Source organism: Paractinoplanes bogorensis, from assembly GCF_018829635.1.
In the GTDB taxonomy this organism is placed as follows: Bacteria; Actinomycetota; Actinomycetes; order Mycobacteriales; family Micromonosporaceae; genus Actinoplanes; species Actinoplanes bogorensis.
This window is the reverse complement of sequence record NZ_JAHKKG010000012.1, coordinates 174,423-187,220: the sequence shown is the minus strand read 5'-3', so window position 1 is coordinate 187,220 and position 12,798 is coordinate 174,423. Positions and strand designations below refer to the sequence as shown.

Below are 12,798 nucleotides of genomic sequence, written 5' to 3'. Positions count from 1 at the left end.
CTAGCGGGAGTGGTAGTTCGGGGCCTCGACGGTCATCTGGATGTCGTGCGGGTGACTTTCCTTGAGGCCCGCCGCCGTAATCCTGATGAGCTGGCCACGCTGCTGCAAGTCGGGGATCGTCTCGGCTCCCGCGTAGCCCATGGCCAGCCGGACACCGCCGACGAGCTGAGCCACAACGCGCGAGAGCGGGCCCCGATAGGGAACCTGACCCTCGACGCCCTCGGGAACGAGCTTCTCCTCCGGCACATCATGCTGGAAGTAGCGGTCCTTCGAGTACGACTTGGCCTGTCCCCGTGACTGCATGGCACCGAGCGAGCCCATTCCCCGGTACGACTTGTACTGCTTGCCGTTGACGAAGATGAGGTCGCCGGGGCTCTCCTCGGAGCCCGCCAGCAGCCCGCCCAGCATGACCGTCTCGGCACCGGCCACGATCGCCTTGGCGATGTCACCGCTGTATTGGATGCCGCCGTCGGCGATCACCGGGACGCCGAACGGCGCACACGCGCGCTGCGCCTCCATCACGGCGGTGATCTGCGGGACGCCGACCCCGGCCACGATGCGGGTCGTGCAGATGGCGCCCGGACCGACACCGACCTTGACCGCGTCGGCCCCGGCCTCGGCCATCGCCTTGGCCCCGGCGTAGGTCGCCACGTTGCCGCCTACGATGTCGGTGGTGGTGTCGCGCTTCAGCCGGGCGATCATGTCGAGCACCTGGCGCTGGTGACCGTGCGAGGTGTCCACGATGATCACATCAACGCCGGCGTCGATCAGGCCCCGGGCCCGCTTGTACGACTCGTCGCCCACCCCGACCGCGGCGGCGACCCGGAGGCGGCCCTGCGCGTCCTTGGTCGCGTTGGGGTACTGCTCGCTCTTGGTGAAGTCTTTGACCGTGATCAGGCCGCGCAGCTTGCCGCTGTCGTCGATCAGCGGCAGCTTCTCGATCTTGTGCTGCTGCAGCAGGCCGAGCGCCTGGTCCTTGCTCACGCCGACCGGCGCGGTGATCAGCGGCATCTTGGTCATGACGTCGCGGACCTTGGCGTTCTCGTCGGTGACGAACCGCATGTCACGGTTGGTGACGATGCCGACCAGGGTGCCGTCGCCGTCGGTGACCGGCACGCCGGAGATGCGGTAGCGCCCGCAGAGCTGGTCGACCTGGCGCAGCGTGTCGTCGGGGCTGCAGGTGATCGGATTGGTGATCATGCCGGACTCGGAGCGCTTCACGAGGTCGACCTGGGCCGCCTGGTCTTCGGCCGAGAGGTTGCGGTGCAGCACGCCGATGCCGCCCTCACGGGCCATGGCGATCGCCATGCGCGCCTCGGTGACCGTGTCCATCGCCGCCGACAGCAGCGGGATGGTCAGGTCGATGTTGCGGGTGAGCCGCGTGTTCGTGTTGACCCGGCTCGGCACGATGTCCGATTCGCCGGGCTGAAGAAGCACGTCGTCGAAGGTCAGTCCGAGCGGAACCGTGCGGGCCGAATCAGTTTCCACGGAGCATCCCTAAAAGCCGGAAGACGGAAAGTTCATCCTACCCATCCGTCCCGGGCCGCCCCGCACGACGGACAGGACGTGCGGGCCAGCACACATCTGTCCGGAGTGAGTACGGTAAGGGGGTGCAAGACGAGCCCATCGACCCGTTCAACGGCGACCCCACCGATCCGGCCGCCGGTCTCGACGACCTCAGCGAGGACGCCGAGTCCGAGCCGCTGACCGACGCCGAACGGCAGGACGTTCTCGAGGATCTGTCCGACCTCGAGATCTATCAGGCGCTCCTGAGCCCGACCGGCATCCGCGGCCTCGTCATCGAGTGCGAAGACTGCCACGAGCCGCACTATTTCGACTGGGATCTGCTGCGCGGAAACCTGCGCCATCTGCTGAGCAGCGGGCGGCCGCGGGTCCACGAGCCGGCCTACGACCCGGATCCCGACCACTACGTCACGTGGGAATACGCGCGCGGCTACGCCGACGGCGTCCACGACACACTGACCGAGGGCTCAGAAGACGAGCCCCCGGCTGAGTAGATGGCTCCGCTTCGCTCCGCGGCAATCGCCTTGTAACCGGTGAGGAGCCAGGCGATTTTCCGACACCCGCAAACCCCGCGGGCGTCGAAAAATCGCTTGGCTCCTCACCGGCGGCGATCGCGAATTAGGCCACTAGCCCGGCTCGGAAGCCGGCCGCGACCGCGTGGGCGCGGTCCCGGGCGCCGAGCTTCCGGAAGAGCCGCCGGGCGTGGGTCTTGACGGTGTCCTCCGAGACGAAGAGCTCCCGGCCGATCTCGGCGTTGCTCTTGCCGTCGGCCATCCCCCGCAGCACCTGCAGCTCGCGCTCGGTGAGCGTGAGCCGCCGGCCCGCGGGCGCCGGGTCGGCCACGCCGACCTGGGTCTCGTTGCCCGGCCAGGCCACCATCGGCCGGCCGGTGGCCGGGTCGATCGGGGCGTCGCCACGCTGGGCCGGCACCATCGGCGCGTTCGGCCCGAGCACGGCCGGCACGGCCGCGGCGTTGTGCGCGCCCACCGCCAGACCGTTCTGATAGGCGGCCCGGGCCGCGGTCGAGTTCTGGTTCCGGGCTCCACCGGCCACCGTGGCCGGCTGGGCGTTCGCCCCGTTGATCGGCATGCCCTGCGGGCGCACCGGGAGCAGCAGCAGGAGCAGGGCCTTGGCCACGACGCTGACCAGGTCGTGCTCGACGCCACGGATGACGCCGCGGGCACCCGCGGCGACGGCCGCCGCGGCGACCCGGGGGTCTTCGGCCCCGAAGAGCACGACCTGCGCCTGCGGCGCGCGGGCCAGTACCCGTCGGGTGAAGCCGACGCTGTCGGGACGAGTTACGGCGGTGTCAGCCAGGACCACTTCAGCCGGCCGTTCAGCCAGGCGGATCATGGCCTCGGTCTCGCTGACCGCGGTCCGGACGACGCCGGTCATGCCGAGCCGGGCCGCGGTGGACGCGACGGTCTGGGCCGCCAGCGGGGTACGGACGCACACGAGGACGGTACGCACAGTGATCCTCCTTCTCTCTCAGAGGAGATCACGCGAGGGCCGCAGCATTACGCGCTTTAGATGGAAAAAATGGGAAAGATCGGTATGAGTTGCTAGCCCGATGCCATGCGGCTTCAGAAGACATCGACATGTTGCGTGTGAGCCAGGGATCACCGGGGTAACACCGCGGCAGGCCTGAGCAAGGGCCCTCGTGACGACACTCCGCGGTGCCGCGCGGGAGGAGGGTGTGACATGTCGAACGTTCGCAGATTGCCCGGGCCCATCGCCGACCTGTGGGACTGGCAGCGACTCGGACTGTGCCGGGGCCGGGACAGTGCTCAGTTCTTCCATCCCGACGGTGAACGCGGTTCGTCCCGCAACCGCCGGGAATCCAAGGCCAAGGGCATGTGCGGCTCCTGCCCGGTCCGGGCCGAATGCGCCGCGCACGCCCTCGCGGTGCGAGAGCCGTACGGGGTCTGGGGAGGCTTCAGCGAAGCGGAGCGGCTGCGGCTGCTCGCCGTCGGCTGGGAGGACCTCGCCGACCGTCATCACGGACGTGTCGACCTTGCTCGACTCGAGGCCCGGCTGGGCCGGCCCCACAAGTCTGCCGTGCCGGCGCAGCGACAGGCACCCGCGGCCTGACGCCGGAGACGCGGCATCACCATGACGATCCGGTCCCCCATCGGGGGCCGGGTCGAGTTGTTCGACGGCTCTTCATCAACCGCATCGGTGGACATGCAAGCCACCGTATGAGCGACTTGCGCACGGATGACGGACCGGTGGTGCGGCCTTCAACCAACCGGCACTTTCAGTCGATGCGCACCTGAATCCGGTGCCACCCGGAGGCCCCGTCCGGTGCCGGTGCGGCCGGGGTGCTCGTCTGCGTCACCCCTTGCCCGTCCGTGGCCCGTACCCGGAGTGAGTGTTCCCCCGCGGTCGCCGGCCACGCGTAGCTCCACTGCCGCCAGGTGTCGCTGGACACTGTGGCCGCGAGGGCCGCCTCGGCCCAGGCGCCATCGTCGACCTGCACCTCGACCTTCTTGATCCCCCGGTGCTGAGCCCACGCCACGCCGCCCACGACCACCGTGCCGGCCGAGCGCCGGCCCCCGTCGCGGGGCGTGTCGATCCGCGACTCCGTTTTGATCGGTGCCTGCGCCGACCAGCCCCGCGGCACCCAGTAGGCGTCGAAGTCGGCAAACCGGGTCAACTCGATCTCGGTGATCCACTTGCACGCGCTCACGTAGCCGTACAGGCCCGGCACCACCATCCGTACGGGAAAACCGTGGTCGACCGGCAGTGGCTGCCCGTTCATGCCCACCGCGAGCAAAGCGTCGCGCCCGTCCATCAGTGTCGCCGTCGGGCTGCCGCAGGTCCATCCGTCGACCGACCGCTGCACCACCTGATCGGCGCCCGGCAGCGGCCCAGCCTCCTCGAGCAGCTCGCGGATCGGCGTGCCCAGCCATTTGGCGTTCCCGATCAGATCGCCGCCGACCTCGTTGGAGACGCAGGCCAGGGTCACGTAGCGCTCGATCATCGGACGTTGCAGCAGCTGTTCCCAGGTGATCGTGATCGGGTTGCGCACCATCCCGTGGATCTTGAGCTGCCACGTCGCCGGATCGACCTGCGGCGGGATCAGGGCGGTATCGATCCGATAGAAGTCCTTATTAGGGGAAATGTAGGGCGTGACATCCGGCACCTGCACCCCGTCCGGCAGCGGCGGCGCGGTCTGGCGCGGCACCGGCAGCACCACGTCGTTGCGGGCCGCGGTCACCGCCTGCCGCGAGGTCAGCCAGCGCCCCGCGAACCCGGTCACGGCGGCCGCGCCGAAGGCATAACCCAGAAGCTTCAGAAAACCCCGACGATCTTTCCCGTACGGGTCGGGAGCGGCGGGCGGCCGAGCGGTTCGAACGCCGTCGTGGTCGGGGCGGTTCCCGGTGGTGGCGCCGACCAGCACCGGGGTCCGCGCCGTCAGGTCGGCGCCCGCCTGGTCGAGCAGCAGCCGCAGCACCCAGACAGCGAGCCCCGCCCCCACCACGGTCGGCAGCCACGCGAAGACACCCGCGTCGTGCCGGGTCATCGCCGCCGCCACGCCGACCGCCGCGAACAGCCCGATCCCGCCCACCGCGGACCGCCACGACCGCAGCGCGACCACGCCGAGCCCATAGGCGTAGACCGCGAGCAGCACCGACGTGCCCACGATGAGCGCCGTCTTGTCGTGCACCCCGAACACCCGTACGCCGAAGTCTTTGACCGGACCGGGCACGTTGTCGACCACCACGCCGCCCACCGCGAGCAGCGGAGCCGACAGCGCCCCGGTCAGCACGGCCACGACTTCGGCCACTCCCACCGCCACCGCGGCCGCCGCCACCCCGGACAACCCGGCGCGTACCGAAAGCTTCACCCGACAATCATGCTCGCCGGGAAAGACCGCACGCCCACCAAAGTCTTACGGAACGAGGACGTCACACCCGGAAGCGCCGCCACGACCGGCGAACGGCGACGACACCGGCCGCGGCCAGAGCCACGCAGAGCACCATGGTGCCGATCGTCACCCCGATGTCCGCCGGATCGCTGGAGAACGTGAACCCCAGCCCCACGGCGACCAGCAGCGCGATCAGCGTTCCCGGCACCAGCACGATCAGCCCGATCAGGCCCGCGGTCCGGTCCCACGACCGCGCCGCGTCGCGACTCCGCCGGGCTTCCTCGGCCCGCGGCGCCGGCTCCGGAATCCGCGCGCGCGGCGGCTGGTCGACCCGGACCGCGGGCGGGATCGAGGCATCGAGACCGGCCCGGGCGCCGTCCGCTCCGGCGTAAAGCGTCGGCTCGAACCAGACCGTGATGCCGTCGGGCCCGACGAACTGGCGGCCGCCGTCGGGCCAGACCCGCACCAGCACACAGTCGGCGAACCGCACGGTGATGCAGCGGTCGTCGGCCGCGACATGGCTGATCCCGTCCGGGCCCACGATCAGGCGCGCATCGGGGTCGTTGAGCGAGACGTACGCCGTCCCGGCGACGGCCGACTCGGAGTGCTCGGGCGCGGCGGTGAATCCGGCCCAGTCGGCGTCCCCCCGCGGGGTCATGAGCAGCCCGCTCGCCACCGCGGCCACCGCCACCTCGGCGACTTCGGCCACGGTGACCGCTCGCGTCTCGGCGATCATCTCGTCGACGTCGCGGACCGCGCGGCCGGCCAGCAGGTTGAGCGCCTGCCCGGGCAGCCGGGTGCCCTGTTCCTCGGCGTTCCGCAGCGCCTCGGTCTGCTTCTTGATCACGGCCGCGACGTCGGCTTCGTCGACCCGGCCGACCCGCAGTGCCGCCAGCAGGTCGACGAAGGCACCGAGCATCGCGCCGTTCTTCTCCGGCAGCGCGTCGGCAACGGCCGTGATCAGGGCGCGGTCGGATCCGAGCGGCTCGTAGCCGGCCTGGGCGGTGTACGAGAAACCGCCGTCGCGCCGCAGCTCGCGCATCATCACCCGGTCGAGCACTCCGGCGAAGACCGACGAGCTCGCCGCCCGCGGCACGTCGGCGTCCCACACCAGCACCCCGGAGGATCCCGGGAACCAGGCCGGGGTGATCGGCAGGGCCGACGACCGCGCCGGCGCCGGCCGCCGCTCGCCGGCCGGGAGGTCGAGCCGCAGCCCGGCCGGAACCCGGTCGCCGGCCACCCACAGCACGGCGTTGTCGCGGGTGAAGTAGCGAGCCACCCAGGCGCGCACCTCGTCGGCGCCGACAACCGGCAGGCCCCACTCCGGATAGCTGGTCATGCCGTAGTCGCGGGCGCCGTGGCGCCACAACGGCATCGCTTCGGCCGGGCCCCGGGTCCGCCCGTTCGCCTCGGCCCGCAGCAGCTCCTTCTCGATGTCGAGGCGCTGCATCGGCAGGTCCCGCAGCGATGCGCAGACCTCGGCGAAGAACTCGGTCAGTTCCGCTTCGGAACCGTGCATGTGGAAGATCGTGTACTCGACCCCGGTAGCGCCGTTGTAGTGGTAGTCGGCGCCGCTCGTCGAGAAGAGCGCCAGATGCTCCACCAGATGCGTGATGCCGCGCCGGGCCAGCGGCTCGTCGGCGAACCCGACCCGGAACGCCAGCCCCGCCTGGCTCTGTCCGATGGTGGGGGCCAGCAGCGCCGGCACCCCGTCGACCTCGGTCCGCGTAATCATCGGGTCCCGCCGCTCAGCGCCCGGCGCCGGTACGTCCGGATCCGCTCGGCCGTGTCGCCGCCCATGTAGGTCCACGGGATCTTGGTGGCGTAGTCGCCCAGCATGGTGAACACCCGGGCCGCCGACCGGCGGTCGTTGAGCACGCTGAAGACGAAGGCGAACGTGCTGGCCGCCTGCACCCAGCCGTAGTCGCGGCCGAAGCCGGGGTGCAGCACCGAGCGCTCGGCCGCCTCGTGGATCTCGTCGCGGACCGCCGCGCTGGTCAGATAGGCGGTGTCGGTGCCGGCGGGCAGGTCGAACCAGTGCTCGATGTGCGCGTCCGCGACCAGTGCGCCCTGCACGGCCCCGGGCGGCGCGGCCAGCATCGCCTCGCGGCAGAACGGGTGCAGCAGCTCCCAGTTGCCGCTCCACTTGGGACAGAGCGACTGCACCATGTGGTTCTGGGCCGGCAGGTGGTGCGGGTCGAGGGCGGCGGCCTTGTCGTAGCGGCGGCGCACCTCGGCCAAGCCGAGTTCCAGCCCACGGGCCGTCACGGTACGGGCGGTCCAGAGTGCCGGATCACGGGGGTTGCGGGCGACGGCGTCGATCAGCACCACCTCGGCCTTGCGCAGCCACCCGTGGAAGTCGGTGAACTGCTGCCGGCTGACGTGCTCGGCCCCGTAGCTCGATCGGATCTCCCAGGCGATGTCGATCAGCCGGAACGCCAGCGCCGCCGCGGCCGCCGAGTCGGCCGGGTCCCGCTCGACCCGTTCGCGCAGGAAGTCCTCGCTGCCGGGCTGCTCACCGCCGCTGCGCAGTGCCATCGTCCGTCCCACCGGCGGCAGGGTGTCGAGCACCCGCCGCGCGCCGTCCCAGTCCCGCGCCGACGCGCACTCCCGCACCGCTATGACCTCGGGATACGCGGCGGCCTGGTCGAGACTCACCGTCTCTCGCACACTCACGGCGGGGAGCATAGATGATCGTGATCATGTACGCGGCCCCGAAAGCGCGGGCACACCCACGTACGGGAAATCAGTTGATCAGAGGGTCTTCGAGGAGGCGCTCGAAAGCGAGCTCGGCCGCGCCGATCAGAGCCGCGTCGTTGCCCAGCTCGGGGGTGCGCAGGCGGATGTGCTCGCGGCAGGCGGGCAGCGCGATGGCGTTCAGCCGGCTGCGGATCTGGGCCGCCGCCACCAGGTAGACGTCGCGCAGCGTGCCGCCGAAGATGACCGCCTCGGGGTTGAAGATGTTCACCAGGTTGCCGACGCCGAAGCCGATCCACTCGCCGACCTGCCGCACGGCGAACTGGGCCTGGCTGTCGCCCCGCATGGCCGCGTCGACCACGCCGAGCACCGCGTCGCGCCCGCTCTGCTGGTCCCGGCCCGCGTGCTTGAGCAGCGCGTACTCGCCGATCTCGGTCTCCCAGCAGCCGCGCGAACCGCAACTGCATTCCCGGCCGTACGGGTTCACGACCATGTGCCCGACCTCGCCGCCGTACCCGCCGTGCCCGGCCACCCGGCGGCCGTCGGCGATGATGCCCGCGCCCACGCCCACGTCGCCGTACAGGTAGATGACGTTGTCGCAGCCCGCGGCGGCCCCCCGGCTGTGTTCGACCAGGGCCGACACGTCGGCGTGATTGCCCAGGGTCAGGGGGCCGGCGTCGCCCAGGGCCGAGCGCAGGGCCGGGCCGACCGGTTCCTCGACCCAGCCGATGGTCGGGGCCAGGCGCACCATGCCGTCGACCCGGCGCACCATGCCCGCCACGGCCACGCCGGTGCCGACGTAGCGGGTGTCGTCGGGCACGCCGACCCGCATCTCGCGGACGAACTCGGCCAGCGGTTCCACCGCGTCGAGCACCTGCATGCCGCGCGGCCGGTCGGTCTCGCGGCGGTCGAGGATGTGCCCGCCCAGCCCGACCCGGGCCGCCCGCAGACGGTCCACCTCGATGCTGATGGCGTAGGCGTACACCCGGGACGACTCGGGCCGGACGACCAGCGACGGTCGCCCGGCCCGGCGGGTCTCGAGTGGTGCCGCCTCGCTGACCAACCCGGCGGTGGTCAGGTCGGCGGTCAGGGCCCCGATGGTGCTCCGGTTGAGGCCGAGCCGGCTGGTCAGCTCGGCCCGGGACGTGGCGCCGTGCACGTGCACGTACCGGAGGAGCGTCCCGAGATTGTGCCGGCGCACCTCCTCCTGGCTGGGGCCGGCTCGCATCAGCGGGCCGTCCCCGGAACCAGGCGGATCTCGTTCATCGGTTGCCGGTTGCGGCCGCTCTGCGCCGGGCCAGGGCGTCGACGCTTGCGGCGACCAGCAGGATCAGGCCGGTCACGATGAACTTGGTGCCCGAGCTGAAGCCCATCAGGCCCATGCCGTTGTCGATGACGGCGATCACCGCGCCACCGATGACGGCGTTGATCACCTTGCCCTTGCCGCCGAAGAGGCTGGTGCCACCGATGACGGCCGCGCCCACCGAGTACAGCAGGATGTTGCTGCCACCGGTGTTGGGGTCGACCGAGCTGGCCCGGCTGACGGCCATGATGCCGCCGATCGAGGCCATGAACGAGCCGATCACGAAGACCGAGATGCGGATCCGGTCGACCGGGATACCGGCGCGGCGGGCCGCCTCGGTGTTGCCACCGACGGCGTAGACGTGCCGGCCGTAGCTGGTGCGGCCCAGCACGAAGGTCCACAGCACCAGGAAGAAACCGATGATCGGGACGACGATCGGCACGCCCTTGAGCGAGTTGATCGCCGGGTTGATCGCGCGCTCCTGGGTCAGGATCGACGTGGCCACGATCAGCAGTACGGCCAGACCGCCGACGCGCATCGCCACGATGCCCATCGGGTCGGTCACCAGGCCCCGCTTGGCCCGGCTGCGCACCTGGTTGAGCTGCGCGCCGGCGTAGCCGACGATCGCCAGGATCGTCAGGATCCAGCTCCACGACACCGGCAGGTTGTCGTTGTTGAGCGAGTTGAAGAACTCGTTGCGGGTGGAGATGTTGGTGCCGCCGCCGAGGAGCACCAGCAGCAGGCCCTGGAAGCCCAGGAACGCGGCCAGCGTGACGACGAACGACGGGATGCCGATCTTCGCGACCAGGAAGCCCAGCACGAAGCCGATGACCATGCCGGTGATCAGGGCGACCGGGATAGCGGTGTACCACTCCCAGCCGTGGTTGGTCAGCAGGATGGCGACGACGGCGCCACACACACCGGAGGTGTAACCGGCCGACAGGTCGATCTCGCCCAGCAGCAGGACGAAGATCAGGCCCATCGCGATGAAGATGTAGATGGCGCCCTGGTTGAACAGGTTCGCGAAGTTGAGCCCGCTGATGAACGTGTCCCGCGCGATGGCGAAGATCAGGCTCAGGACGACGAGGCCGAGGATCGCCGGCAGACCACCCAGGTCACCGCCGCGGACCCGGCTCCAGTAGTCGTTGATGTAGCTCGCGACGGTGGGCTTGACGACCTTGACGCCGCCCGCCGTGGTGGTCGTGGTGGTGGTCACTTCTCGCCTCCCGGCGTGATGTCGACGACGTCTCCGCCGAGTTCCGCGGCGGGCTTCTCGGGAGGCAGGCCGAGGTTGCCGCTGCGACCAGCGGTGATCAGCTCGACGACCTGCGAGTGGGTCACGTCCGTGGTCTTGACCTGGGCCGCCATCCGGCCGAGGTAGAGCGCCGCGATCCGGTCGGAGACCGCGAACACGTCGTTCATGTTGTGCGAGATCAGCACGACGCCGAGGCCGTTGTCGGCCAGGCGGCGTACCAGCTCGAGCACCTGCGCCGTCTGCGCCACACCGAGGGCGGCGGTCGGCTCGTCCAGGATCACGACCTTGGAGTTCCACAGCACGGCCTTGGCGATCGCCACGGTCTGTCGCTGCCCACCGGAAAGGCTGGCGACGAGTTGCCGCAGCGACTTCAAGGTGCGCACCGAGAGGCTGGCGAGGGCGTCGCCGGCCATCTGTTCCATGGTCGGCTCGTCGAGCACGATGCCGCGCTTCTTCTCGCGACCGAGGAACATGTTCTGGACGACGTCCAGGTTGTCGCAGAGGGCGAGGTCCTGATAGACGACCTCGATGCCCAGCGTGGAGGCATCGCTCGGGGTGTGGATGGCGACCTGGTTACCTTCGAAGGTCACCGTGCCCGAGTCGATCTGGTAGATGCCACTGATGCACTTGACCATCGTCGACTTGCCGGCGCCGTTGTCGCCGACAAGCGCGGTGACCTCGCCCGGGTAGACGCTCAAGCTCACATCGTGCAGGACCTGAACGGGACCGAAGCCTTTGTTGATCCCGCTGAGTTCCAAGAGGGGTGTCGCGGCCACGGTGGATCTCCTTCGCTAAGTGACCGGGTTTGCCGCCCCGCGGCGCGCGGCCGGGGACGGCAGGATGGGGGGAAACCCAATTCCGGCGCCGCACCCTCCCTGTTGACCAGGGAGTGTGCGGCGCCGTCGTCAGTTCGGGTCTAGCCCGTCATCAGTTGAGGATTCTCAGCTGATTCCCGCGTCGGTGCAGGCCTTGGCGAAGTCGGCGGTGCAGACCGCGTCCTTGGTCACGAAGCCATCGGCGATGACGTCCTTGACGTTCTCCTTGGTGATCGACTGCGGGTCGAGCAGCACCGACGGAACCTCGGTACCCGACTCCGGGTCCTTGGTGGTGCCGGTGGCCGTGGTCGGCTTCTGCTTCTTGGCCAGCGCGATCGCGAGCTCGGAGGCCGCGTCGGCCTCCTTCTTGATCGCCTTGTAGACCGTCATGCACTGGTCGCCGGCGAGGATGTTCTGCAGACCCTGCACGGTCGCGTCCTGGCCGGTGACCGGGACCTGGCCGTTGAGCTTGTTCTTCTTCAGCACCGAGATGGCCGCGTTACCGAGACCGTCGTTCGCCGCCAGAACGCCCTGGATCTTCTTGTTCGAGGTCAGCATCTGCTCGAAGATCGTGCCGGCCTGCGCGTTGTCCCAGTCCGGAACGTCCTGGTTCGGGCCCTTGGTGAAGGTGCCGTCGGTGTACTTCGGGTCGAGGACCGAGTTGTAGCCCTGCGCGAACAGCGTCGCGTTGTTGTCGGTCGGGGAGCCGTTGAGCTCGGCCACGATCGGCTTGGTGTACTTCTTGTCCTCGAGGCACTTGACCAGGCCCTGGCCCTGCAGCTCGCCGACCTTCACGTTGTCGAACGACACGTAGTAGTCCGCGCCGCCGCTCAGCGTCAGGCGGTCGTAGTCGATCGTCGCGATACCGGCCTTCTTGGCCTTCTCGAGGACGGCCTTGCCGGTGCCGGAGTCCAGGTTGACGATCATGAGGACGCTGACGCCGCTCGAGATCATGCCGTCGGCGATGGTCTGGAACGCCGTCTTGTCACCCTGCGCGTTCTGGATGTCAGCCTGAACGCCGGCCGCGTCGAACGCCGCCTTGAGGAACTTCGGGTCGTCGGTGCCCCAGCGCTGCGAGCTCTTGGTGTCCGGCAGGATGATGCCGACCTTGCCGACGGCGGAGTCGCCGCTGGTGCTGCCGGAGTTCGAGCCGCTGTCGTCGTTGCCGCAGGCGGCGATGCTGCCGGTGGCCAGCAGGCCGACGGCGGCAAGGGCGAACAATCCCTTACGCATTCCTAGTGTCCTTTCGGGTAAATCCGGGCCTTCATCGGATTCGATGGTGTGCGCGCTGCGGGAGTGTCGCTCCCCGAGACGCCGAGTGATCAAAGTGATC

General features: G+C 69.9%; 11 protein-coding genes. 2 read left to right on the top strand and 9 right to left on the bottom strand.

Annotated elements, in window-relative coordinates; all coding sequences use genetic code 11:
• Entirely contained in the window at window positions 1-1,488 is a 1,488-nt protein-coding gene (gene guaB, locus KOI35_RS34955; protein WP_215792958.1) for an IMP dehydrogenase, read from the bottom strand.
• Between the two features lie 122 nt (window positions 1,489-1,610).
• Here guaB and KOI35_RS34950 point away from each other — a divergent pair, with 122 nt between their 5' ends.
• Window positions 1,611-2,018, top strand: a complete 408-nt coding sequence (locus KOI35_RS34950) for a DUF5319 domain-containing protein (RefSeq protein ID WP_215792957.1) — start codon at window positions 1,611-1,613, stop codon at window positions 2,016-2,018.
• Between the two features lie 124 nt (window positions 2,019-2,142).
• Here the strand turns inward: KOI35_RS34950 and KOI35_RS34945 are convergent, their stop codons facing one another.
• Window positions 2,143-2,994 (bottom strand): response regulator transcription factor, encoded by an 852-nt coding sequence (locus KOI35_RS34945; RefSeq protein WP_215792956.1) that lies wholly within the window; start codon window positions 2,992-2,994, stop codon window positions 2,143-2,145.
• A gap of 231 nt (window positions 2,995-3,225) precedes the next feature.
• Here KOI35_RS34945 and KOI35_RS34940 point away from each other — a divergent pair, with 231 nt between their 5' ends.
• A complete protein-coding gene (locus KOI35_RS34940; RefSeq protein ID WP_215792955.1) occupies window positions 3,226-3,615 on the top strand; it encodes a WhiB family transcriptional regulator in 390 nt (129 codons plus the stop codon).
• A gap of 166 nt (window positions 3,616-3,781) precedes the next feature.
• Here the strand turns inward: KOI35_RS34940 and KOI35_RS34935 are convergent, their stop codons facing one another.
• The 7 genes from KOI35_RS34935 to KOI35_RS34905 all read right to left on the bottom strand — a co-directional run bounded on the left by KOI35_RS34935 (window position 3,782) and on the right by KOI35_RS34905 (window position 12,698).
• Entirely contained in the window at window positions 3,782-5,374 is a 1,593-nt protein-coding gene (locus KOI35_RS34935) for a molybdopterin-dependent oxidoreductase (RefSeq protein ID WP_215792954.1), read from the bottom strand.
• Window positions 5,375-5,435: 61 nt separating this feature from the next.
• Entirely contained in the window at window positions 5,436-7,130 is a 1,695-nt protein-coding gene (locus tag KOI35_RS34930; protein ID WP_215792953.1) for a peptidase M16 family protein, read from the bottom strand.
• The gene (locus KOI35_RS34925; RefSeq protein WP_246614248.1) at window positions 7,127-8,071 is read right to left on the bottom strand and encodes a hypothetical protein; all 945 of its coding nucleotides are present in this window, start codon (window positions 8,069-8,071) and stop codon (window positions 7,127-7,129) included. The genes KOI35_RS34930 and KOI35_RS34925 overlap by 4 nt, the downstream gene beginning before the upstream one ends.
• A gap of 70 nt (window positions 8,072-8,141) precedes the next feature.
• On the bottom strand, window positions 8,142-9,320 hold the full coding sequence (locus tag KOI35_RS34920; protein WP_215792952.1) for an ROK family transcriptional regulator: 1,179 nt from the start codon (window positions 9,318-9,320) through the stop codon (window positions 8,142-8,144).
• 34 nt (window positions 9,321-9,354) lie between these two features.
• On the bottom strand, window positions 9,355-10,611 hold the full coding sequence (locus tag KOI35_RS34915) for a sugar ABC transporter permease (protein WP_215792951.1): 1,257 nt from the start codon (window positions 10,609-10,611) through the stop codon (window positions 9,355-9,357).
• Entirely contained in the window at window positions 10,608-11,426 is an 819-nt protein-coding gene (locus KOI35_RS34910; RefSeq protein ID WP_215792950.1) for an ATP-binding cassette domain-containing protein, read from the bottom strand. The genes KOI35_RS34915 and KOI35_RS34910 overlap by 4 nt, the downstream gene beginning before the upstream one ends.
• Before the next feature lie 165 nt (window positions 11,427-11,591).
• Window positions 11,592-12,698 (bottom strand): sugar ABC transporter substrate-binding protein, encoded by a 1,107-nt coding sequence (locus KOI35_RS34905; RefSeq protein WP_215792949.1) that lies wholly within the window; start codon window positions 12,696-12,698, stop codon window positions 11,592-11,594.
• Window positions 12,699-12,798: the final 100 nt, after the last annotated feature.